This window comes from Sphingomonas faeni (assembly GCF_040407565.1).
Taxonomy (GTDB): Bacteria; Pseudomonadota; Alphaproteobacteria; order Sphingomonadales; family Sphingomonadaceae; genus Sphingomonas; species Sphingomonas faeni_F.
On record NZ_JAPZPR010000003.1, the window covers coordinates 464,123 to 488,547 of the forward strand.

The following is a 24,425-nucleotide window of genomic DNA, read 5'->3' on the forward strand; positions in this document are numbered from 1 at the left end:
CAGGGGCGGCGGGTTACCCCTCGAACAAGTCCTTAAACTGCCGCGGCTGCGACCGCAGATACTGCTTCGGCGCCTTGACCTTACCCCCAAGATGCGCCGCCGCATGCCAGGGCCAGCGCGGATCGTACAAAATCGTCCGAGCCAGCGCGATCATGTCTGCATCGCCCGTCCCGACGATCGCCTCGGCCTGCTCGAAATCAGTGATCAGCCCGACCGCAACGACCGGGATCGACACCGCCTGCTTCACCGCCCGCGCGAGCGGCACCTGATAGCTTGGCCCGACCGGGATCTGCTGCGCGGGCGTGATGCCGCCACTCGACACATGGATCGCACTGCAACCGCGCGCCTCCAGCGCCTTCGCAAACGCCACCGTCTGTTCCGAATCCCAGCCGCCCTCGGCCCAGTCGGTCCCCGACACGCGCATCGTCACCGCACGCTCGGCCGGGAATGCAGCGCGAACCGCGTCATACACCTCGAGCGGGAACCGCATCCGGTTCTCGAGACTGCCGCCATACTCGTCCTCACGCCGGTTCGACAGCGGCGACAGGAACTCGTGCAGCAGATACCCATGCGCCGCATGCAACTGCACCGCGTCGATCCCGAGCCGCGCCGCGCGTACCGTCGCCGCCACGAACGCATCGCGCACCCGCGCCAAACCCTCGGCGTCGAGCGCGACCGGCGCGTTCTCCTCGGGCAGGAACGGCACCGTCGAAGGCCCCTCGGTCTGCCACCCGTTCGGCTCGCCCGGTGCGATCTGGAGTCCGCCCTTCCAAGGTACCTCGCACGACGCTTTCCGCCCGGCGTGCGACAACTGGATTGCGATCGGCATGTCCGACCAGCGCCGCACGCTTTCGATCACACCCGCCATCGCCGCCTCGGTCGCATCGTCGTACAGCCCGACGTCGCCATACGTGATCCGGCCATCGGGCAGCACCGCGCTCGCCTCGATCGTCAGCAGCGCCGCGCCCGACAGCGCGAGCTGCCCCAGGTGAATCTGGTGCCAGTCGTTCATGCAGCCGTTGGTCGCCGAATACTGGCACATCGGCGCGATCACGATCCGGTTGGCGAGCGTGAGGTTGCCGACCTGAAGCGGCTCGAACAGTTTCGGCCCGCTCATGCGGCGATCGATCGGATGGTGGAAGGCATGCGCAAGTCCCTTGATCGGTGAGATGGTGCGGCGAAAACTCGCCGCTGCTGGCGGAACATAGGAACGGGCGGGCGGGTTTCACGGCAAGGAATGCTGCACCGCGATAAAGTTCGGTCGGCGACACGAAAAGGGTCCAAGCATTGCATCTACTGCCCGACACGCTCGACGCCGGCTCGGCCTATCCCCTCGGCGCGACCTTCGACGGGCTCGGCGTCAACTTCGCGGTCTATTCCGCCAATGCCGAGAAGATCGAACTTTGCGTCTATGACGAGACCGGCCGCCGCGAGCTGAAGCGGTATCCGCTGCCCGAATGGACCGACGAAGTCTGGCACGGCTACCTCCCCGACGCACAGCCCGGCCTCGTCTACGGCTACCGTGCGCACGGCCGGTACGCCCCTGAGGAAGGCCACCGCTTCAACCCGAACAAGCTGCTGCTCGACCCGTACGCCAAGCAAATGATCGGCGAACTCCGCTGGACTGACGCGATGTACGGCTATCAGGTCAAGTCGCCGCGCGCGGACCTGAGCTTCGATCGCCGCGACAGCGCGCTGACGATGCCCAAGGGCGTCGTGACCGACAGCCATTTCGACTGGTCGCGCGACGTGCGCCCGAACACGCCGTGGTCCGAGACGGTGATCTACGAGGCGCATACCAAGGGCCTGACGAAGCTGTTCGAGGAGGTCCAGCCGTCCGAGCGCGGCACCTTCGCGGCGCTGGGCAACCCCAAGGTCATCGATCACCTCAAGCGCCTCGGCGTCACCGCGATCGAGCTGCTGCCGATCCACACCTACATTCAGGACCGCTTCCTCCAGGAAAAGGGCCTGCGCAATTACTGGGGCTACAACACCCTCAGTTTCTTCACGCCCGAGCGCTCGTTCTTCGCCACCGACAGCCACGACGAACTCCGCCGTTCGATCCGCCGCCTCCACGCCGCCGGGATCGAGGTGATCCTCGACGTCGTCTACAACCACACCTGCGAAGGCTCGGAGCAAGGCCCGACGCTCTCGTGGCGCGGCCTCGACAACGCCAGCTACTATCGCCTCGTCAAGGACGACCCGCGCTACTCGATCAACGACACCGGCACCGGCAACACGCTGAACCTCACCAAGGCCCGCGTAATCCAGATGGTCGCGGACTCGCTGCGTTACTGGGCGACCAGCTTCGGCATCGACGGCTTCCGCTTCGATCTCGGCCTGACGCTGGGCCGGACGGATACCGGCTTCGATCCCGGCGCAGGGTTTTTCGACGTGCTCCGCCAGGACCCCGTGCTCGGCAAGCTGAAGCTGATCACCGAGCCCTGGGACATCGGTCCCGGCGGCTATCAGCTCGGCAACTTCCCCCCCGGTTTCGCCGAGTGGAACGACAAGTACCGCGACACCGTGCGGAAATTCTGGCGTGGCGACCACGCGCAGCGGGCCGATCTCGCCGCCCGCCTCACCGGGTCCGCCGACCTGTTCGACCGCCGCGCACGCCGTCCGTGGGCAAGCGTCAACCTGCTCGGCGCGCATGACGGCTACACGCTCGCCGACACCGTCGCCTACGAGGAGCGCCACAACGAGGCGAACGGCGAGGACAATAACGACGGCCACTCGAACAACTGCTCGCGCAACTGGGGTGTCGAAGGCCCGGCCGAAGATCCCGCGATCCTGGAGACCCGGTCGCGCGTGATGCGCTCGATGCTGACCACGCTGTTCGCCTCGCTCGGCACGCCGATGCTGGTCGCGGGCGACGAGTTCGGCCGCACGCAGAACGGCAACAACAACGCGTATTGCCAGGACAACGAGATCAGCTGGCTCGACTGGAACAAGGCGAAGTCGCCCGAAGGCGACGCGCTGATCGACTTCACCGCGCACCTGATCGCGCTCCGCCGCGACTACCCGATGCTCCGCGCCGGCAACTTCCTCTACGGCGAGGACACGCCCGCGGAAGGCCTCAAGGACATCGAATGGTGGGACGAGCGCGGCCTGCAACTGACGCCGGAGGACTGGGACAACACCAATGGCCGCGCGCTGGTGATGCGCCGCGCGTGCGAGCAGGAGTCGGGTGAGGTGCAGGTCATCTCGTTGCTGCTCAACGCCTCGGAAGGTCCGCTGACCTTCCACATGCCACCGCCGGCAGAGGTCGAGCGTACCGTGCTGATCGACAGCAGCAAGCCGGAGCAGGGCGCGACCCTGATCAAGGACAGCTACGAACTGCCACAACAGGGCGCGGCATTACTCTCTTGGACGATCGCAGCGGCATGACCTGGGGACCGACGCTCGCCGACGACGGGACGGTCTTCCGTCTCTGGGCACCTGACCGCGATGTGGTGACACTCGAAATCGCCGATGGCGACGCAGTTCAGATGACCCCCGAACCGGAGGGCTGGTTCAGCGCGACGGCACCGGTCGGCGCCGGTGCTCGGTATCGGTTCCGGCTCGCGGACGACCTGACCGTCCCAGACCCCGCTGCACGGGCACAAGACGGCGGCGTCCACGGCTGGAGCGTGGTCGTCGATCCCGAAGTCTACCAATGGCGCACCCCGGATTGGCGCGGCCGACCGTGGGAAGAGATGGTCATCCAGGAGGTCCATGTCGGCACGCTCGGCGGCTTCGCAGGCGTCGCGGGCCACCTTCCGGCGATCGCCGAACTCGGCATCACCGCGATTGAGCTCATGCCCGTCAACGCGTTCGGCGGCACCCGCAACTGGGGCTATGACGGCGTGCTGCCCTACGCCCCCGCCGAAAGCTACGGCACCCCCGACGAGTTGAAGGCACTGGTCGACCGCGCCCACGAACTCGGTCTCGCCGTGTTCCTCGACGTGGTCTACAATCACTTCGGCCCCGACGGAAACTACCTCGGCGCCTATGCGAAGGGCTTCTTCCACCCCGAAGTCGACACTCCCTGGGGAGGCGCGGTCGCGGTCGACCAAGCGCCGGTCCACCGCTATTTCGTCGACAACGCGCTGATGTGGCTAAACGAGTACAAGTTCGACGGCCTCCGCTTCGACGCAGTCCACGCGATCGAGAACGACGCCTTCCTCGACGCGATGGCCGCCGAACTGCGCGAGAAGACCGCCGGCCGCCACGTCCACCTCGTCCTCGAGAACGAGGGCAACGATGCCGACCGGCTCCACCCCGCCGCGTTCGATGCGCAGTGGAACGACGACTTCCACAACGTCCTCCACGTCCTGCTCACCGGCGAGACCAGCGCCTATTATGCCGACTTCGCCGACCGCCCCGCCGAACGCCTTGCGCGCTGCTTGGGCGAAGGCTTCATCTACCAGGGCGAAGGCTCGCCCAACCACGACGGCAAGCCGCGCGGCAAGCCTAGCGCGCACCTCTCGCCGACCGCGTTCGTTGCGTTCCTCCAGAACCACGACCAGATCGGCAACCGCGCGATGGGCGAACGCCTGACGCTGCTCGCCGACCGCCAGAAGCTCCGCGCCGCCACCGCGTTGCTCCTGCTCGGCCCGCAGATCCCGCTGCTCTTCATCGGCGACGAGCACGGCAGTGAAAGCCCGTTCCTGTTCTTCACCGACTTCCACGACGAACTGGCCGACGCGGTGCGCGAAGGCCGGCGCAAGGAATTCGCCAAGTTCGCCGCCTTCGCCGACCCCGAAGCACGTAAGGCAATCCCCGACCCGAACGCGCATGAAACCTTCCTCCGCTCGCGCGCGCATCCCGGCGCCGATGCGGCCGAGTGGCAGGACCTGTACCGCACCCTGCTCAAGATCCGCCACGAGCAGGTCGTCCCCCGCCTGCTGGGAACGACAGCGATCGGTGCCGAAGCGATCGGCCAGGGGGCGGTCGTTGCGCGCTGGAAAATGGGTGACGGCGCAATCCTCATGATTGCGCTCAACCTCGGCGATGAAGTCGTTGATTTTCCTGCACAAGAGACTTCGCCCATCTTCGCCGATGGCGAACCCGGTGAGGCTGCCAGCGTGGCAGTCTGGCTGGATCGATGAGCAGCCTCCGAACACTCGCTGTCGCGGCCGGCCTGCAACCCGAATGGCAGGACGCAGCGGGTCGTCGCCAGACCGTCGCCGACCGCGCGTTACAGGCGATCCTGGATCGTCTCGGCCATCCGTCCGGAAGCGAAAAGCAGATCACCGAAAGCCTCGCCGCGATCAATGCGCGAGACGCGCAGGGCGTCCGCTTCTTGTCGGTCGATGTGGGAGACCCGATCCGGCTGACATCGAAGGTATCAGGCAGCGCCGAACTTACGTTCGAAGACGGTACGACGCGCTCCGTCACAGTCGATAACGGCGAGTTGAGTCCGATAAGCAAGAGCGGCTACCACAAGCTTGAAATCAATGGCGAAGTCATTGACATTCTCGTAGCGCCACGCCGCTGCTATACGATCGCCGACGCGCTACCGGGCTGCAAAATCTGGGCGCCCGCCGTCCAGATCCCGAGCCTCCGCACCGACGTGCCGAAGGCGTTCGGCGACTTCGTTTCGCTAGCCGACGCCGCCCGAGCCTTCGGCCAACGCGGCGCCGATGCCCTCGCGATCAGCCCCACCCACGCGCTGTTCCCTGCCGACGCCAGCCGGTACAGCCCCTACGCACCCTCGAGCCGGCAATTCCTCAATGGCCTGTACGGTGACCCGGCCGCATTTGGGGCACTGTCCGACGGCCGCGACTTTCCCGAACTGATCGACTGGCACGCCGCGATCCCCGAAAAGCTCGCGCAACAACGCAAGAGCTTCGATCAAGTGCTTCCACAGATTGAGGAAACGCTGACAGCGTTCAGGGGGCAAGGCGGCAACGACCTCGAACGCCATGCCGAGTTCGACGCCCTCCACGCGCACTTCTTCGCGATCACGGGTGCACGCGGCTGGCAGCAATGGCCCGCTGAGTATCACGATCCCGCTAGTCTCGCCGTCCGCCGCTTCGTCGCGGAGCATGTGGACGACGTCAAGTTCTACATCTTCCTCCAATGGCTGGCGCGCCGCGACCTCAATGCCGCGCAGACGGCCGCCAAGAACGCTGGCATGGCGATCGGCCTCATCGCCGATCTCGCCGTCGGCATGGACCCCGGCGGCAGCCACGGCTGGAGCCGGCATAGCGACTTGCTCACCGGCCTCTCGATCGGCGCACCGCCCGATCCGCTCGGGCCAGACGGGCAAAGCTGGGGCATCACCGGGTTCGACCCACAAGCCCTACGCGATACTGGCCTCGCTCCCTTCATCGCAACCATCCGCGCAGCGCTCGCGCATGCCGGTGGCATCCGCATCGACCACGCGTTCGGCCTCCGCCGCCTTTGGGTCGTGCCCGAAGGCGCGTCTGCCGCTGAGGGCGCGTATCTCGACATGCCGTTCGAAGACCTGATGCGGATCGTCGCGATGGAATCGCAGCGTGCCAAGGCAATCGTCATCGGCGAAGACCTCGGCACTGTCCCCGACGGCTTCCGCGAGGCGATGGATAGTCGCGCTATGCTCGGGATGCGGGTGTTGTGGTTCGAACGCGACGCGGACGGCTTCGTGCCGCCCGCCAAATGGTCGCGCGACGCGGTGGCGATGACCGGTACGCACGACCTTGCCACCGTCGCAGGCTGGTGGAGCGGCCGTGATATCGACTGGACATGGGACCTCGGACGCAAATCCGACGCTGCCGACAAACCCACGGACCTTGCCGCTCGCGCCGAAGACCGCGTCGCGCTCTGGTCTGCATTCGACACCGGCACTGAACAGCCAATCCCCGAAGACACCGATCCGGTCGTCGACGCCGCCGTTGCCCATGTCGCCAGGACGCCCTGCGCGCTCGCCATCATCCCGATCGAGGATCTCGCCGGACTAGTCGAGCAACCCAACCTCCCCGGCACGATCGACGAACACCCCAACTGGCGCCGCCGCATGCCCGACACGACTGAAGCGCTCCTGCAACGCCCCGGAGTTGTCGCCCGTATCGACACGCTCAACGCCACGAGACCCGCATGATCCCGCCTACAACGCCGCGCGCAACCTATCGCTTCCAGTTCCACAAGGACTTCACCTTCGCCGATGCCGAAGCGCTGGTGCCGTATCTCGACGAGCTCGGGATCAGCCACCTCTACGCCTCGCCGATCACCACCGCGCGTAGCGGGTCCACGCACGGCTACGACGTGGTCGATCCGACCCGGATCAACCCCGAACTCGGTGGCGAGGACGCCTTTCGAAGCCTTGTCGCCGCTCTGCGCGCGCGAGAAATGGGCGTCATCATCGACATCGTTCCGAACCACATGGGCGTTGCCGGCGGTGAGAACGCATGGTGGAATGACGTCCTAAAACACGGTGAAGGCAGCGAATTTGCGCGCTACTTCGACATCGACTGGCACGAGAAGCTCGTCCTCCCGATCCTCGGCGATCCGCTCGCCGAAACGCTCGCGAGCGGCGCGCTGAAGGTCGAGCAGGTCGACGGCCGCTACGTCCTCGAAGCATACGGCGAACACCGCTTGCCCCTCCGCGACGAGGACCAAGCAACCGCGGCAACCGCCGACATCGCCGCGCTGATCGACCGCCAGCACTACCGTCTGGCGTCGTGGCGCGTCGCGAACGACGAACTCAACTGGCGGCGGTTCTTCACGATCAACGACCTCGCCGGCCTCCGCGCCGAAGACCCCATCGTGTTCGACGCCACGCACGCGCTGTATTTCCGCCTCTACGCCGAGGGCCTGATCGACGGCGTCCGCGTCGACCACGTCGACGGCCTGACCGACCCGGCCGGCTATTGCCAGCAACTCCGGGCGCGCTTTGACGCGATCGAACGTCCCGCCGATGCGCCGGCTGGGCCTGCCTACATCGTCATCGAGAAGATCCTGGCCGACGGCGAACCGCTCAGCACCGACTGGGGCGTCGACGGCACCAGCGGGTACGATTTCATGGAGCAGGTCACCACCTTGCTCCACGACCCTGCCGGGGCAGAACCGCTCGCCAAGCTCTGGGCTGACCTAAGCGGACGCTCAGCCGACTTCGCCCCCGAGGAACTGCGCGCGCGCCAGGAACTGCTCGCGTGGCAGTTCGATGGCCAGCATCGCCGCTGCGTCGAGGCATTCGCGACGCTCGCGCGGTCCACGGCCGAGTGCGACGGCATGACGAAGGGCATGCTCCACCGCGCGATCGAGCGCCTGCTGTGGGTGTTCCCGGTCTATCGAACCTACGGAACGGGGGACGCCGCACCCACCGCGGACGCCGCGATCCGCGACACAGTCCGGCAGCGTGTCGAGCAGTTCGTGCCGCCGGGTGAGGAGTTTGTCATGGATGCGGTGCTCGCGTGGCTGGCGGGGGAGGGGCCGGGCGACTCCGGACTTGCTGCCGAGGCCGTGCGAAAGTTCCAGCAGCTCTCCGCGCCGATTGCGGCCAAGGCGGTCGAGGACACGGCGTTCTACCGCTACGGTCGCCTGCTCTCGCGCAACGATGTCGGTTTCGATGCCGCACGCCTGTCGCTCTCGGTGGCCGACTTCCACCGGCACATGATCGCGCGCGGTCGCGACTGGAAATCGGCGATGCTGGCGACGGCGACGCACGATCACAAGCGTGGCGAGGACAGCCGGGCGCGCCTCGCGGTGCTGAGCGAGATCCCGGCGGCGTGGCGCGCGCAGGTCATGCTCTGGCGCGACCTGGCGGCGCCGTTCGCGGACGGCGTCGATCCGGGCGACGCGTATATGCTGCTGCAGACGCTGTTCGGCGCGTGGCCCGATGCGCTGACGGCAGCCGACGTCGCTGGCCTAGGGGCATATGCCGACCGTGTTGTCGCGTGGCAGGAAAAGGCACTGCGCGAGGCGAAGCTTCGCTCGTCATGGGAAGCGCCGGATGAGGCGTATGAGAAGCGCTGTCAGGACCTCGCGCGGGCATTGCTCGATCCGGCTCGCTCGCGGTCGTTCCTCGAGGCGATCGTCGCGTTCGTTGCCGAGGTACGACCTGCGGCGGAGACCAACACGCTCGTGCAGGCGGCGTTGCGCTACACCGTGCCGGGGGTTCCCGACGTGTATCAGGGGACGGAATCCAGCGATCTAAGCCTGGTCGATCCGGACAACCGCCGGCCTGTCGACTATCCGATGCTGCAGGATGCCTTACAGGGCGAATCGCTCGCGCCGAAAATGCGGACGATCATGGATGCGCTGGCGCTTCGGCGCGAGCGTCCGGCAGTGTTTGCGACCGCGCCTTACGAGCCCCTCGCGCTCATAGGCGAGCGAGCGGCGCATGTGCTCGCGTTCCGGCGGAAGGGATCGAGCGCAACATTGCGCTGCGTCGTTGCGCTGAGGACCGCCCAGCCGCGCATTGAGCGATCCGACATGGCGACTTGGTGGGGAGACACCGCGCTCGAATCCGGCGAGCGTATCGCCGACCTTCTGGCCGAGCGCCCGGTGTCGATCGAACTGATTGCGCACGCGTAAAACCGGCTGATCGCGGTGTGGTCGAGCGGGCTGGATGCCGAGTGCTAGGTTACCCGGCCAATCGCAGGCTCGTTCCCAAGACCCGTTGCACGACCGTCGTCTTTTAATGCTGGAGGACACGCCCCGGGATATTCCCGGGGCGTGTGCTCCTCATGCGATCCGGCCCGCGACCAGTTCGTCGACCACGCCGGGGTCGGCCAGGGTCGAGGTGTCGCCGAGGCTCGACGTGTCGCCTTCGGCGATCTTGCGCAGGATGCGGCGCATGATCTTGCCAGAGCGGGTCTTGGGCAAAGCGGGCGCGAATTGCAGCTTGTCGGGTGTCGCGATCGGTCCGATCTCGTTGCGGACCCAGGCACGCAGTTCGTCGTGCAGGTCGGAGCCGCCCTCGACACCATCGTTGAGCGTCACATAGGCGTAGATGCCCTGGCCCTTCACGTCGTGCGGCATACCGACGACGGCGGCCTCGGCGACGTGCTTGTGCAGGACCAGCGCGCTCTCGACCTCGGCGGTGCCCATGCGGTGGCCGCTCACGTTGATGACGTCGTCGACGCGCCCGGTGATCCAGTAATAGCCATCGCCGTCGCAGCGGCATCCGTCACCGGTGAAGTATTTGCCTTCGTAGGTCGAGAAATAGGTCTGGAAGAAGCGCTCGTGATCGCCCCACACGGTCCGCATCTGGCCGGGCCAGCTGTGCGTGACGACAAGGTTGCCTTCCGCTGGTCCGGTCAGCACGCCGCCCTTCTCGTCGACGAGTTGCAGCGTGACGCCCGGCAGAGGCTTGGTCGCCGAACCAGGCTTCAATGCGGTCGCGCCAGGCAAAGGGCAGATCATGATCCCGCCGGTCTCGGTCTGCCACCAGGCGTCGATGATCGGCGCGCGTCCGCCGCCGGCGACGTCGTGGTACCAGCGCCAGGCTTCGGGGTTGATCGGCTCGCCGACGCTGCCGAGCAGCTTCAGCGACGACCGATCGGTGCGGGTAACATAGTCGTCGCCTTCCTTCATCAACGCGCGCAGCACGGTCGGCGCCGTGAACAGCGTATGGACCTGGTGGTGATCGACGATCTGCCAGATGCGGCTCGCGTCGGGCCAGTTGGGCAACCCCTCGTACATCACCGTCGTCGCGCCGTTCGCGAGCGGACCGTAGAGGATATAGGTATGTCCGGTGACCCAGCCGATATCGGCGGCGCACCAGAAGACGTCACCGGCGCGGTAATCGAACGCCATCTCGTGCGTATAGGCTGCCCAGAGGAGATAGCCGCCGCTGGTGTGGAGCACGCCCTTGGGCTTGCCGGTCGACCCGCTCGTGTACAGCACGAACAACGGGTCTTCCGCGTTCACGGAAACGGCGGGGCAGTCGACCGAGACGCCCCCGGCGATCTCGTGATACCAGACGTCGCGCGGATGCATCGTCACGTCGCCGCCGGTCGACTGCACGACGACGACGCGTTCGAGGCCCGGCGCGCGGGCTGCGGCGGCATCGACATTGGCCTTGAGCGGGATCGTCTTGCCGCCGCGGCGACCCTCGTCCGCGGTGATGACGATCTTCGACCCGCAATCCTCGATCCGGCCGGCGATCGCCTCGGGCGAGAAGCCGCCGAACACGACCGAATGCACTGCGCCGAGTCGTGCGCAGGCGAGCACCGCGAACGCCGCCTCCGGGATCATCGGCAGGTAGATCGTCACGCGATCACCTTTCACGACGCCCTGTGCAGTCAGCACGTTGGCGAAGCGACAGACCTCGGCATGGAGTTCGCGGTAGGTGAAACGGCGCGGCTCGGCGTCGGGGCTGTCCGGCTCCCAGATGATCGCGATCTGATCGCCGCGCGAGTCCAGATGACGGTCGAGGCAGTTCGCGGCGACGTTCAGCTCGCCGTCCTCGAACCATTTGATATGGAAATCCTTCTTCCCGAACGACCAGTCACCCGCGATCGTCGGCATCTTCGTCCATGTCAGACGCTGCGCCTGATCGAGCCAGAAGCTGCCCGGATTGGTCGTCGCAGCCTCGTACATCGCGTCGTAGCCGGCCCTGTCGATACGAGCCTGCTTGGCCCAGGCGTTGGTCACGGGGAAGATGGTCTGTTCGGTCATGCTGATCCCAGAATTTGCGTCGGGGTGATAACGCCCCAAGGCCGCAAAGGTATCAGAACGGGGCGGTGACGCCAGCCTGGCAGGTAGTGATTTCGGTTCGTCGGCGTGGGAGGATCGAGCCCCGCACGGTCGATCCCGGTATTGCATGGGTCCCGACCGCACCGGCGGACGGGACCCGCACGGTCAAGTCACAGCCCGAAGCGCAGCGTTGCGCGGAAATCGCGGCCGGCGAGCGGTGCGAAGTCCTTGAGGAAGCTGGCGTGGCGCCGGGCATTGACGTCGAACAGATTGTTGGCGCTCAGCAGCAAACTCGTCTTGCCGTCCTTGCCGAACGGGCTGAGTCCGATCGAAGCGTTGACCATCGTATAGTCGCTGGTCGGCGTCTCGAACGCCGCGATGCGATTCTGGTCGAACACGTGCTCGACCTCGATGCGGCCGTTCACCCGGTCGCCCTGCGCCTCCAGCCCGCCGAGCACGCGCATCGGCGGAATGCGCGGCACGGGACCGTCGTCGACGATGTTGGCATGAACGTAATCGCCGAGCGCATCGGCGTTGATCACATAGCCGCCGATCCGGGCCAGCCGCACCGAGGCGTTGGCCTCGACCCCGTAATAGCGCGCATCGGCCTGCTGATACTGGAAGCAGGGCAGGTCGACGATCCGGCCCGACGGGGTCGCGGCGGTCTGGCATACCGACGGATCGACGCGATTTTCCGAGATATAGTTGGAGAACCAGTTGTAATAGGCCGACGCGTCGAAGCTGAAGCCGTCGCCATGCGCATGCAGCGTCCCTTCTAGCCCCCACGACTTCTCCAGCCTGAAGTCGGCGCTGCCCAGTTCATACGCCTGCGTTCCGGCATGTGCGCCGTTGGCGAACAGCTCCTCGGCGGACGGCGCGCGCTCCGTACGCGACGCGTTGAGGCCGATCCGGACGCCGTCCGTCAGGCCGTAGGACGTGCCCAGCGAGCCCGACACCGCGTGATAACTCTGGCTCCCGCGGAAGAACCGGAGATCGTCCGCTGGCGTACGCGCGGCCAGATCGGTGATCTCGTAGCGCAGACCGCCCTCGGCGCGGAACCTGCCCGACTCATATTGCTGGAGCGTGAAGAGGCCGGTCTGGTTGGTCTCGTTCTTCGGCAGGAAGGCCTCGTCACCGACCACGTCGAAGATTCGGTTGTAGAACTGCACGCCCGACGCCCCCTGCCAGCCGCCGCGGTTCGCCTGGACGACTTCGAGGCGCCCTTCGAGGCCCTTGTTGTAGAAGGCGGTGCCGACCGAATTGTCTTCTTCCAGCTCGAAATGGCGATAGCTTGCCTGGCCGATGCGGACGCGGATCTTGCTGAGGACGTCGCCGCCGGTATCGATCTCGCCGCGCAGGTCGACGCGGTTCTGGACGATGTCGAGGCGAGGGGCCTCCTGCTCTTGGCCAGGCAGCGTCGCGTAGCGGACCGGCACGCCGTACAGGCTGTCATAGTGACTGTACGAGATGCCGAGGCTGCCGGTGTCGGTGATGATCGACGCGCCCGCGCCCGCAGTCCAGGTTTCCGACTGCGTGTTGGGCAACTTGCCCTTCAACCGTGCCGAGGCGGCATAATCGATGGGGTCGGCTTCGTTGGCGTCGACGGGCAGGGCGGCGGTCGCCAGCGCTTGGGCGCGAGCGTCGCGCGACAGGATGTAGCCGCCGGTGCGCAGGTCGCCCGATTTCAGATAGGAGCCGTCGGCATGCAGCACGAGATGATCGCCGACCGCGACGTCGCCGGCCATCCCGCCCGAACGCTCGTTCGCAGCCGAACCGTAGGTGCCGATCCCGTTCACGCGGTAGCCGTTCTCGGGCACGGTGCGCGGGATCCGCGTGTCGATCACGTTGACGACGCCGCCGACCGCCGACGAGCCGTACAGCAGCGCAGTCGGCCCGCGCAGCACCTCGATCCGTTCGGCGAGCAACGGGTCGATGATGACCGCGTGATCGACCGAGGTATTCGACACGTCGATCGAGCCGATCCCGTCGGTCAGGACGCGGACGCGGTCGCCCTGGAACCCGCGCAGGATCGGCCGCGACGCGCTGGGGCCGAACGAGGTGGCGGACACGCCGGGCTGGCGCGCGAGCGTCTCGCCGATCGTCGGGCGCAGTTGGCGGGTGAGCTCCTGCCCGGTGAGGACGGTGGTGCCTTGCAACACGTCGCGCTCGCTCGTCTGGAGCGGTGCGGTGACGATGATGTCGCGCTGGTTCACCGGGGGGGCGTTGACCGGGGCGGCAGGGGGCGTGGCGGAACTTGCGGTGATAGTTTGCGCGTGCGCCCGTGGCGTCAGGAGGGCGGCCAGGGCAGTGGCGCCGAATAGCATCGTCTTCATCGAATTTCCCTGTGTCGTCCCTGAATGACGAGGCGGTTAAAGCTTTATGATACATCATATCAAGCCGGAAACGGTTTGCAGAGTTGGATCGTCGTCGGGCTGTTGCCGCATTGCAACACGACCGAGTTCGAGAGGTATGCGACACGACGTCATCCTGACGTTCGTCAGGGCCCAGAGTTGGACAGCGCAACACTTGTGATCTGGGTCCTGACTTTCGTCAGGATGACGAGCTGCGGCGCTCGTCGAGTGTCATCGGTGGCGAGGCGGAAGCGGTCCACCATCAACTCGTCAGGGTTCGTTCGGCGAAGGCGCTAGTCTCGCGGTTGCGCTCCTTGGTGCAGAGCGCTCGCATCTGCCGCGGCCGGCAACAGCCGCGCGAGGCGGTCCGCCCAGGCTTCGCGGCAAGCGCTGTCACCGAGCAGGTCCTGCCGGATCTCGATTTCCGCATAGGGCCGGCGGGCCGGATAGGCGTGGCGGGGAATGGTGTAGTCGATCAGGTCCATCCGATACGGCTCGTTGTCGCCGACGACGAGGTCGGGCTCGTCACGCAGCACCGCGAGCAGCGCGTGCGCGAAGGCGGTATCGCCGCCGTCGTGCAGGATGCCGATATGCCAGGGACGTTGCCGATCGCGCAAAGGCCCGCGCATCGCCGGCGTGAAGCTGTGCAACGCGACGAGCACCGTCGCCATGCCCGCTGCGTCGCGCCGCGCGAGCTCGGTTGCGATGGCGGCCTGATACGGTGCGTGAATCTCCGCCAGGCGCGCCGCTCGGTCCGCTTCTGCGAGGCCAGCATTGCCTGGTATGATCGTCGCGTCGCTGACCTCGGCGATAAGATCCGGCTGGGTTTCGTTGCGATTGCAGTCGATCACCAGCCGTGAATAGGTCTGCCGGACGAACACCGCGTCGAGCCGCGCCGCCAGCATCGCGCCCAGCTCGCCGATGCCGATGTCCCAGCCGATGTGGCGCGACAGGTCGGCGTCGCTAAGGCCAAGCGCGTTCAACCGCGTCGGGACGGCATTTCCGGCATGATCGCCGATCAGCAGGAACGATGACGCACCTTTGGGGTTGACCACCATGACCGGTGCGGCATCTTCGGTCCCAAGCAGCGTTTGGCTGGCAGTGCTGTTCATGCGACGTGGATCCTCGATGCCATCTCTAACGCTCTCTCATGTAACCAAATACTCGTATCGCCAACCGGTTGCGTTCGGCGAGCACCGGATCATGGTCCGGCCGCGCGAAAGCTACGACCAGCGCCTGATCGACGCGACGCTGACGATCAGCCCTGAGCCCTCCGACATCCGCTGGCTGCACGACGTGTTCGGCAACGCGGTCGCGATCGCCACCTTCGCCAAGCGCGCGAAGGACCTCGTGATCGACAGCACGGTCCGCCTCGATCACACGCCAGGGGAACTGCAGCGCGTTGATATCGAGCGCTATGCGCGGCAGTATCCTTTCACTTATTCGTCGGAAGAGATGCCCGATCTGCTGCGCTCGATCGAACGCCAGCATCATGATCCGCAGCGTGAGATCGACAGCTGGGCGCGGCGCTTCGTCGGTGTTGGCGGGAAGACGGATACGCTGGCGTTGCTGTCGGAGATGACCGCCGCGATCAAACGTGAGTTTACCTATGTCCAGCGTCCCGAGAAGGGCACGCAGACGCCGATCGAGACGCTCGCCAAGCGCAAGGGGACCTGTCGCGATTACGCGATGCTCATGATCGAGGCGGTCCGCGCGCTAGGCTTCGCGGCGCGGTTCGTCTCGGGCTATGTCTACAATCCGACACGGCGCGAGCATCGTACCGGTGGCGGCAACACGCACGCGTGGGTGCGCGTGTATTTGCCGGGCTCGGGCTGGGTCGAGTTCGATCCTACCAACGGCATCGTCGGCAATCGCGGGCTCGTCCGCGTCGCCGTCGCACGTGATATCTACCAGGCGGTCCCGGTCTCGGGCACCTGGAGCGGCTTTCCCGGCAGTTTTCTCGACATGAGCGTGTCGGTCGACATCACCGTCGACGAGGATTCCGAGACGGCTATCCAGCACCATCCATCATCGCAAACCGCGTGACACCAGGCATCAAGGGGGAACATCGATGCTGATCCGAGCCGGCTACGACATTCGTTTCGAAACCGACGTCGCAACGCCGATGATGGCGATGCTGAGCCTGCATCCGTCGCGCAACAAGGATCTGGTGACGCCTCACCGGCTCGCCGCCGATCCCGACGTGCCGACCTATGATTATCTCGACGCGTTCGGCAATGTCTGCTCGCGGTTCACCGTGCCCAAGGGCGGCCTGACGCTGTCGTGCGACTTCACGATCGAGGACAGCGGCCTGCCCGACCCCGTCTCCCCCGACGCGGTCCAGCATGCGGTCGAGGACCTGCCCGACGATATCCTGATCTACCTGCTCGGCAGCCGCTACTGCGAGACCGACCGGCTTTCCGAGACGGCATGGTCGCTGTTCGGACACGTTCCCGCGGGCTGGCAGCGCGTCCAGGCGATCGTCGATTTCGCCCACGACCATGTCGAGTTCGGCTATCATTTCGCGCGCTCGACCAAGACCGCGTGGGACGTCTATCAGGAACGCCAGGGCGTGTGCCGCGACTTCGCGCATCTCGCCATCACGCTATGCCGCTGCATGAACATTCCCGCACGCTATTGTACCGGATATCTCGGCGACATCGGCATCCCGCCGGTCGACGCGCCGATGGATTTCTCGGCATGGTTCGACGTCTATCTGAGCGGTACATGGCATACGCTCGACGCGCGCCACAACCGTCCGCGGATCGGCCGGATCCTGATGGCACGGGGACGCGACGCCACCGATACCGCACTCACCACCAGCTTCGGCCCGGCGCGGCTGGTCGGTTTCGACGTCCATACCGACGAGGTCGAAAACCCGGTATAAAGCGGCTATGGCGTCAAGTTAGTCCTTGTCGCGCCCGCCGCGTTCGGCCTAACGGCACCGATCCCTTAACTTATGCTGCGATGCACAACATGACCTCGACCCCAGACCAGTCCTCGCCCTCTAACGCCAACGCGCTGCTATTGCAGGCGATCGCGCTGCGTAAATGCATCACGGCGACCTATAACCGGATGGTCTGCACGCTGGCGCCGCACATCCTGTTCACCAAGCATGACGACGTGTTCGTCGATGCGGTGACGCTGGAGCGGGACGGCCAGCCGCCCAAGGAGATCAAGCTCGGCACGTTCAAGCTGGCCGGACTGAAGGATATCGCGGTCACCGATCGATCGTTCGTCCCCGAGACGATCTTCAACCCGCTAGACATCAAGTACGACCGCGTTACGCTGTTCGTGGTCGACCGCACCTGACCTCGAAGACGCTGCCCGCCAGGGGGGGCAGAAGTCAACCCGACGGAGGGGGGCGGAGGGCAGGGGATCGGTATCCTCCCCCTCCGTCACCTTCGGCGACACTTCCCCAGGCGGGGAGGATCGGCAACCCCTCACGCCGCGGCGGGCAGCCACGCCGTCTCGATCTCGCCGTAGCGATCGACGAACCCGGTCGACGCTACGAGCGACGCCTCGTCGACGATCTTCACCCGGCGACCAGTCCGCTCGATAACGCCGCTCTTCTCCAGCGCGCGGATCGTCCGGTTGACGTGGACCTTGGTCAGGCCGAGCGCATCGCCGATATCGGTCTGCGTCAGCGGCAGGTCGAACGAGTCGACGATCCCGCCGGCGGTCACCCGCAGTCGCGCCATGATATCGAGCAACAGCGTCGACAACCGCTCGCTAGCGCCCATCCGGCCGATCGTCGTCAGCCGGTCGCTCATCGCGACGTTCTCCGCCGCGGCGATCGCATAGAGCAGTCCGGCGATCCGCGGTTGCGCGCGAAACAGCAGGCCCAGTGAAGTCTTCGGCATCTCGATGACGATGCAGTCGGAGATCGCGGTCAGCGTCGCCGCCGCCTGCGACCACGCCATGCTCGACGTCCCGATCAAGTCGCCCGCATAGTGAAACCGCAGGATCTGCCGGCCGCCGGTGATCAGCTTGGTCGACGAATGCAGCCAGCCCTGGCGCACGACATACAGCGCATGACTCTCGCCGCCCTCCGCCATCAGCACGTCGCCGGCCTTCAGACGACGTTCGCCCTTTTCGGCCTGCAGGATCGCTTCCCGTTCCGCATCCGTCAGATCGAGATGTCGACCGAGTCGTGCGATCAATCCGCTCAATTGCATTCGAGTCCCTTTATCCTGCGTCCTGCCGCGCGCATGCACGGTGACGCGTCGCGCCCTGCTTCACCGAATGGTCGTCGACTGCGACCCGATTTTCGGCCTTGCCGCCCGCTACATGGGGCCGGTTCGGGCTCCACGCTACGATCAGCGTACCTTTCCTAACGCCGTTTCGACGACGGGCGCAACGCGGGCTGCAATCCGCGCCACGCCCGTCGGGTTGGGATGCACCCGGTCCGCCTGCATCAGCCGCTGATTGCCGATCACGCCATCGAGGATGAAGGGATAGATCGCCGCGTGATACCGTTTGGCCAGGTCGGGCCATATGCCGTTGAACTGGCTGGTATAGTCCGGGCCGAGATTGGGCGGTGCCATCATGCCCGTGAGCATGACCGGAACTCCGCGGCGCTTCGCCTCGTCCATCATCGCGGTCATGTTGGCGCGGGTTTCCGCCGGTGAAATCTGTCGCAGGACGTCGTTGCCGCCGAGACCGATCAGCACGAGATCCGGCTTGCGCGCCATGTTGTCGAGCGCGAACGCGAACCGCTGGCGCCCCGCCGCGCTGGTATCGCCCGAGACGCCTGCATTGACGATCGTCGCATTGATCCCGTCGCGTCGCAGCCGCGCCTGCACTGCATCGGGCAGGCTCCGGCCCCGATCGAGCCCATAGCCCGCATAGAGGCTGTCACCGAATGCGAGGATCAGCTTGGGCGGGCCTTTTGGTGCCGGCGTCGCGGCGACCGACGCAACGGCGTTTGCCGTAGGCGCGGGGGTAGGGGCCTCGGCGCTGCGATCACAGCCTGCGAGCAAGCCGGCTTGGAGAAGGACGATGCCGACCCCATAGAGTGTCCAGCGCCTGCTGTTTCGATTTCGCTCCAACGTAAAGATCTCCAACCGCCCATGACCGATAGTGCGCACGACACGGTGCCCGACCATGCTGACGACATGGTGATCACAATCCGCGATGTCACCCTGACGCTAGGCGCGGCGATCGCGGCGACGACGATCCTGAAGGGCATCGACCTCGAGATCGCGCGCGGCACCAGCATCGCGTTGCTCGGGCCATCCGGGTCGGGCAAGTCGTCGCTGATGGCGATCCTGTCGGGACTCGAACAGGCGAGCGGCGGCAGCGTGCGCGTGGCCGGGCTCGATTTCGGCGCGCTCGACGAGGATGCGTTGTCACGGGCAAGGCGCGGGCGGATCGGCATCGTCCTCCAGGCCTTCCACCTGCTGCCGACGATGACCGCGCTGGAGAACGTCGCGGTGCCGATGGAATTGGCCGGGATGCCCGACGCGTTCGCGCGTGCCGAGACCGAACTGGCGGCGGTCGGCCTGTCGCACCGGATCGGCCATTACCCGACCCAATTGTCGGGCGGCGAGCAACAGCGTGTCGCGATCGCCCGGGCGCTGGGGCCCAGGCCCGATATCGTGTTCGCCGACGAACCGACCGGCAATCTCGACACCGCGACCGGGGCGTCGATCATGGACCTGTTGTTTGATCGCCGTGCCGCGACCGGCGCGACGCTGATCGTCATCACGCACGATCCTGCGCTGGCGGCACGCTGCGACCGGATCGTCGAGCTGGGCGACGGCCGTATCGTCGCGGATCGCTCGCGGTGAACGACTGGCGGCTGGCGTGGCGGCTTGCGCGGCGCGAACTCGACCTGCGGTTTCGCGGGCTGCGGCTGTTGCTCGCGTGCCTGTTCCTCGGCGTCGGCGCGCTCGCCGCGATCGGCAGCCTGACGCAGGCGATCGATACCGAGCTCGCCTCCCGCGGTAGTGCGATCCTCGGCGGCGACGTCGAATTCGCCGCGTCGCAACGTGCTGCGACACCCGACGAACGCGCGGCGATGGCGCGGCTCGGCACGGTGTCCGAGACGGTGCGGATGCAGGCGATGGCGGTGCGCGGCACCAACAGCGTGCCGATCGAACTCAAGGGCGTCGATGCCGCCTATCCACTCTACGGGACGCTGGAATTGCGCGGCGGGCGTTGGGCGAAGCCGCTCGACGCGAACACCGTGCTGATCGTGCCCGCGCTGGCCGAGCGCCTTGGGATCGAGACCGGCGCGCAGCTCAAGCTCGGCACCGCGGCGTTCACCGTCGGCGGGATCGTCACGAGCGAGCCGGACCGGTTGGGGGAGGGGTTCACGCTCGGCCCGGTCGCGATTGTTTCGCTCGCGGGGATCGCGCGAACCGGGCTCGTCCAGCCCGGCAGCCTGTACGAAAGCAAATATCGGGTCCGCTTGGTCAACGGTGCCTCGCCGACCACCGCCACCGATCGCTTCAAGGCGGCGTTCGCAGCCGGTGGCTGGGAAACCAAGACGCGCGATCGTGCCGCGCCCGGTGCCGAGCACTTCGTCGACCGGATGGGCCAGTTCCTCCTGCTCGTCGGGCTCTCCGCGCTGGTCATTGCCGGGATCGGTGTCGGCAACGGCGTGTCGTCCTACCTCACCGCGCGCCGTGGCAGCATCGCCGCGTTGAAGGTGCTCGGCGCGACCTCGGGTATCATCGCGCGAATCTACATCATGCAGGTCGCGGTGGTCGCGGCGATGGGGATCGTAGCCGGATTGATCGCCGGCGTCGTGACGGTGCCGCTGATCGTGTGGCTCGCGGGCGACGTGCTGCCGGTCGCGCCACGCTTCACCGTCCAGGTCGCACCGCTCGCGCTCGCTGCTGCGTACGGCATGCTGATCGCGCTCGCCTTCACCGCGCCGCCGCTGATCGAAGCAGGGCGAATCCCCGCCGCCGGCCTGCTGCGCGGATTGCCGGGCGAGCGTCGCGTGCCGCTGCGGCGGACGCTGCCCTGGGTACTCGGCGCGGGGGCGGCGATCGTAGCGCTCGCGCTGCTGACCGCGGAACAACCCGGCCTGAGCGCGGGCTTTCTCGCGGCGGTGGCGTGCGTTCTTGCGATCCTCGCGCTGTTCGGCTGGTGCGTCCGCCGCGGCGCCGCCATGCTGCCGAGGCCGCGAAGCCCGCTGCTTCGGCTGGCGGTTGCGGGTCTGCATCGGCCGGGTGCACGCACCGGGACCTTGGTCGTCGCGCTCGGCCTCGGCCTGACGCTGTTCGTCCTGCTGGCCGGGATCCGCACCAGCATCGACGCCAACATCGCGCGGACCGTGCCGCAACGCGCACCCGCGTTGTTTGCGCTCGACGTGCCCCCCGATCGCGAAGCCGAGTTTCGCCGGGTCGTCGCGGCCGTCGCCATCCATCCGGTGATCCGAATGGTGCCGGCGATGCGCGGCACGATCACCGGCTATGGCACGGTTCGCGTCGCCGACCTGAAGACGCTGCCCGAAGGCGCCTGGGCCCTACGCGGCGAACGTGGCCTGACCTTTTCCGAGACGCTGCCTGAGGGGAGCGCGCTGACCGCCGGCCGCTGGTGGCCGCGTCATTACAAGGGGGGGCCCCTCGTCTCGGTCGACGAGCGACTGGCCAAGGTGCTCGACCTGAGGATCGGCGATCCGCTCAGCTACACGCTGCTCGGAGTAGAGCGTACCGCGACGATCGCGTCGTTCCGTCGGATCAGCTGGGATACGCTCGGCTTCAATTTCGTGTTGGTCTTCTCCCCCAACGCGATCCAGGACGCGCCGCATAACCTCGCCGCGACGATCGATTTGGCGCCGGGGCAGGAGGCGATGGTGACGCGTGCGCTGTTGCCGCGGTTCCCGTCGGTGTCGGTGATCGAAGTGCGCGGCGTGCTCGGGCAGGTCCGCGCGATCGTGTCGCAGATGGCAGCCGCGATCACCGCTGCGGCGTCGGTCGCGATCCTCGCCGGGATCGCCGTGCTGATCGGCGCGATCGCCGCTGCGCGCGAGGCCCGGACGTATGACGGGGTGATCCTCCGGACCCTGGGCGCGACACGCCGCCAGGTGCTGGCGGTCCAGGCGCTGGAGTATGCGTTTCTCAGCGTGATCCTGTCGGTGCTCGCCCTGCTGCTCGGGCTTGGCGGTGCGTGGTATGTCGTGACGCAGCTGTTCACGTTCGAATGGCTGCCCGATTACGCGACCGTGTTTAGTACGTTGGTCGGGGGTGCGGGGCTGACGATGGCGATCGGGCTGATCGGGGCATGGCCGATCCTCGGCGCGCGTCCGGCACAGGCCTTGCGGCAACTCTGACGCGTCGAACATCCGGCACGTTTCGCGTCATGCCGCGTTAGGCTGACGCGGGACCATCCTCGCGTGCCGTTTCCGAGGACCCAGACGCTGGCCGATACGAACTCTGTGCCGAACACCGCCACCAGCCCCTGGTCGATGTCGGCGCGCGACTGGTGGAAAGTCCTGAAGCGGACCTGGGCCGAGGCGGGCAACGACAATGTCGGGCTGATCGCGGCGGGGACCGCCTTTTACGGATTTGCCGCAATCGTCCCTCTGCTGGCGTCGGTCGTGCTGATCTACGGCCTCGTCGCCGATACCGCGACGGTCGTCGCGAATATCCGCGCGCTGTTCAACGTCTTGCCTGAGGACGCGGCCCGCGTGATTGGCGACCAACTTGCCACTGTCGTCGGCACGTCGGAAGGCAAGAAGGGTTTCGGTCTCGTCATCGCGCTGGGCATCGCCTTGTACGGCGGCACCAAGGGCGCGTCGTCGATCGTGACCGCGCTCAACATCGCGTATGAGGAGAAGGAAACGCGGGGCTTCATCGCCCTGAACCTGCTCGCCTTCGCGATCACCGGTGGCGCGGTGATGCTGGCCTTGGTCGCTGCACTTTCGACCGCGGCGTTCGCGCTGCTCGACAGCCTGATACCCGGCGCGCCGGAAATCCTGCTGCTGGCGATCCGCCTCGTCAGTTACGGTGTGCTCGCGTCGCTGGGCGTCACCGCGGCGGCATGCTTGTATCGGTTCGGCCCCAACCGTCACAAGGCGAGATGGGCATGGCTGACACCGGGCTCGCTGGCCGCCACCTTGGTCTGGCTCGGCGCGACGATCGGATTCGGCATCTATGTGTCACGCTTCGGCAATTACGGTGCGACCTATGGTTCGCTAAGCGCGGTCATCGTGCTGCTGACGTGGCTGTGGCTTTCCGCCTACGTCTTCCTGCTCGGCGCAGAGCTCAATTCCGAGCTGGAACACCAGACGACCAGTGATACAACCACCGGTGTCGCTACGCCAATCGGGACGCGAGGCGCGACTGTTGCCGATACCGTTGCGATAGACGTCGAGGCTCTGCCTGCTGCTCGATCCGTGGAGGCGAGCGGGGCAGGGGGCCTGGTGGTCGCTCATATGACTGGCGTGCATGGAGGCTTGCCCGCATCGATCCTTGCGTTGGGCGGCCTTCGGTCGATCCGTCGTGGTTCGCCTGTCGCGGGGCTCGGGATGCTCGCCATCGGCGCAGCCCTTGCGCACAGGAAGCGTATCGCATCCGGCCAAGGGACGTCTGATGCACGAGCAAAGGCCTCATGACATACGGGCGGTCGATCAAGCTGTTCTTCGACGGTGGATGTCGGCCGAATCCGGGGCCGATCGAATGCGCCGTCGTTCGCAAGGGCGTTTCCCATTACCGCCACGACTTTGGCGAGGGCAGCAACAGCGACGCCGAATGGTTGGCGGCGATCCTTGCGTTGGAGGTGGCGGCCCAGAACGGCGACCGCGACATCATGCTCCTGGGGGATTCCACGCTCGTCGTCACGCAAGCCAACGGAACGGCGCGATGTCGATCACCGGAGCTTGAGACACACCGAACCCGCTTTACGGATCTGGCCGCAGGTTTCGATCGCGTTCGGATCCGGCATATCGGTCGAGCACAGAACCTTGCGGGCATAGCGCTAGCCAGGCTGCATCCGCGTTAAGGCCGACAAGGCCCCGTTCGGCGCCACTGGGCATCCCAAGACCGATTTCGCAAAAAGTGCCATCGAACTGTAAAATAGTGTTTGACGGTTCTGCGAGGCGGCCCTAGAGGGGTGTCACCGCAGCGAACGGCCACACGGTCTGGTTGCTGCGGTCGCAAAAAACCAGATGCTCCAAGCTTCTCGAAAGGGAGGTTATGCGAGTGTCGGTATTTTTGTCGGCTCTTTGACATTGTAGGTTAAGATGAAGGGACATGTGGGCGGCGGCTTGCGGTTTCCGGGCTCCTCAAGGGTTCGGGGTATCGTTTAAAGCTAAGTCGTTCTCATATGTCCTTCACATATTCCATATGTAATGGACACTCCAATCGGCTTCGGCTGGATGGGGTGTCTGAATGATATTGTGCAGAGCGGCTCCTTGAGATGAGCTGGTTGATCGTGGAATTCCACTGCGATTGGCTGGTGACATAAACTTGAGAGTTTGATCATGGCTCAGAATGAACGCTGGCGGCATGC

17 protein-coding genes are annotated in these 24,425 nt (G+C 66.2%); 11 read left to right on the forward strand and 6 right to left on the reverse strand.

What is annotated here, in order from left to right:
• Positions 1-13: 13 nt before the first annotated feature.
• Positions 14-1,117, reverse strand: a complete 1,104-nt coding sequence (locus O6Y00_RS08935; RefSeq protein ID WP_353442223.1) for an NADH:flavin oxidoreductase/NADH oxidase — start codon at positions 1,115-1,117, stop codon at positions 14-16.
• A 170-nt stretch (positions 1,118-1,287) separates the two neighbouring features.
• Here O6Y00_RS08935 and glgX point away from each other — a divergent pair, with 170 nt between their 5' ends.
• The 4 genes from glgX to treY are packed head-to-tail and all read left to right on the forward strand — an operon-like array spanning position 1,288 to position 9,501.
• On the forward strand, positions 1,288-3,390 hold the full coding sequence (gene glgX, locus O6Y00_RS08940) for a glycogen debranching protein GlgX (RefSeq protein WP_353442224.1): 2,103 nt from the start codon (positions 1,288-1,290) through the stop codon (positions 3,388-3,390).
• Entirely contained in the window at positions 3,387-5,093 is a 1,707-nt protein-coding gene (gene treZ, locus O6Y00_RS08945; RefSeq protein ID WP_353442225.1) for a malto-oligosyltrehalose trehalohydrolase, read from the forward strand. The genes glgX and treZ overlap by 4 nt, the downstream gene beginning before the upstream one ends.
• Entirely contained in the window at positions 5,090-7,066 is a 1,977-nt protein-coding gene (gene malQ / locus O6Y00_RS08950; RefSeq protein WP_353442226.1) for a 4-alpha-glucanotransferase, read from the forward strand. Before treZ ends, malQ begins: the two co-directional genes overlap by 4 nt.
• Entirely contained in the window at positions 7,063-9,501 is a 2,439-nt protein-coding gene (treY, locus tag O6Y00_RS08955; protein WP_353442227.1) for a malto-oligosyltrehalose synthase, read from the forward strand. Before malQ ends, treY begins: the two co-directional genes overlap by 4 nt.
• A 150-nt stretch (positions 9,502-9,651) precedes the next feature.
• Here treY and acs read toward each other — a convergent pair whose 3' ends face one another.
• The 3 genes from acs to O6Y00_RS08970 all read right to left on the reverse strand — a co-directional run bounded on the left by acs (position 9,652) and on the right by O6Y00_RS08970 (position 15,070).
• Positions 9,652-11,589, reverse strand: a complete 1,938-nt coding sequence (gene acs / locus O6Y00_RS08960) for an acetate--CoA ligase (RefSeq protein WP_353442228.1) — start codon at positions 11,587-11,589, stop codon at positions 9,652-9,654.
• Between the two features lie 188 nt (positions 11,590-11,777).
• Positions 11,778-13,940, reverse strand: a complete 2,163-nt coding sequence (locus O6Y00_RS08965; protein WP_353442229.1) for a TonB-dependent receptor — start codon at positions 13,938-13,940, stop codon at positions 11,778-11,780.
• A 311-nt stretch (positions 13,941-14,251) separates the two neighbouring features.
• Positions 14,252-15,070 carry an N-formylglutamate amidohydrolase gene (locus O6Y00_RS08970; protein ID WP_353442231.1) on the reverse strand — a complete coding sequence of 273 codons (819 nt, stop codon included), beginning with the start codon at positions 15,068-15,070 and terminating at the stop codon, positions 14,252-14,254.
• A 16-nt stretch (positions 15,071-15,086) separates the two neighbouring features.
• On the opposite strand from O6Y00_RS08970, the gene O6Y00_RS08975 reads away from it, so the two are divergent.
• From O6Y00_RS08975 to O6Y00_RS08985, 3 genes are all read left to right on the forward strand, one after another.
• Positions 15,087-16,004, forward strand: coding sequence for a transglutaminase family protein (locus tag O6Y00_RS08975; RefSeq protein ID WP_353442232.1), 918 nt, complete (start codon positions 15,087-15,089; stop codon positions 16,002-16,004).
• Positions 16,005-16,029: 25 nt separating this feature from the next.
• Complete coding sequence (locus tag O6Y00_RS08980) at positions 16,030-16,845, forward strand: transglutaminase-like domain-containing protein (protein ID WP_353442233.1); 816 nt, start codon at positions 16,030-16,032, stop codon at positions 16,843-16,845.
• A gap of 89 nt (positions 16,846-16,934) precedes the next feature.
• Complete coding sequence (locus O6Y00_RS08985; protein WP_353442234.1) at positions 16,935-17,270, forward strand: hypothetical protein; 336 nt, start codon at positions 16,935-16,937, stop codon at positions 17,268-17,270.
• A gap of 131 nt (positions 17,271-17,401) precedes the next feature.
• On the opposite strand, the gene O6Y00_RS08990 is transcribed toward O6Y00_RS08985, so the two are convergent.
• Both O6Y00_RS08990 and O6Y00_RS08995 read right to left on the reverse strand, forming a co-directional pair.
• On the reverse strand, positions 17,402-18,130 hold the full coding sequence (locus O6Y00_RS08990; RefSeq protein WP_353442235.1) for a Crp/Fnr family transcriptional regulator: 729 nt from the start codon (positions 18,128-18,130) through the stop codon (positions 17,402-17,404).
• Between the two features lie 147 nt (positions 18,131-18,277).
• Positions 18,278-19,009, reverse strand: a complete 732-nt coding sequence (locus O6Y00_RS08995) for an arylesterase (RefSeq protein ID WP_353442236.1) — start codon at positions 19,007-19,009, stop codon at positions 18,278-18,280.
• A gap of 21 nt (positions 19,010-19,030) precedes the next feature.
• Here O6Y00_RS08995 and O6Y00_RS09000 point away from each other — a divergent pair, with 21 nt between their 5' ends.
• The 4 genes from O6Y00_RS09000 to O6Y00_RS09015 all read left to right on the forward strand — a co-directional run bounded on the left by O6Y00_RS09000 (position 19,031) and on the right by O6Y00_RS09015 (position 23,915).
• Complete coding sequence (locus O6Y00_RS09000; RefSeq protein WP_353442237.1) at positions 19,031-19,750, forward strand: ABC transporter ATP-binding protein; 720 nt, start codon at positions 19,031-19,033, stop codon at positions 19,748-19,750.
• A complete protein-coding gene (locus O6Y00_RS09005; RefSeq protein ID WP_353442238.1) occupies positions 19,747-22,245 on the forward strand; it encodes an ABC transporter permease in 2,499 nt (832 codons plus the stop codon). Before O6Y00_RS09000 ends, O6Y00_RS09005 begins: the two co-directional genes overlap by 4 nt.
• 63 nt (positions 22,246-22,308) lie before the next feature.
• On the forward strand, positions 22,309-23,529 hold the full coding sequence (locus O6Y00_RS09010; RefSeq protein ID WP_353442239.1) for a YihY/virulence factor BrkB family protein: 1,221 nt from the start codon (positions 22,309-22,311) through the stop codon (positions 23,527-23,529).
• Positions 23,526-23,915 carry a ribonuclease HI family protein gene (locus O6Y00_RS09015; RefSeq protein ID WP_353442240.1) on the forward strand — a complete coding sequence of 130 codons (390 nt, stop codon included), beginning with the start codon at positions 23,526-23,528 and terminating at the stop codon, positions 23,913-23,915. Before O6Y00_RS09010 ends, O6Y00_RS09015 begins: the two co-directional genes overlap by 4 nt.
• Positions 23,916-24,425 lie beyond the last annotated feature (510 nt).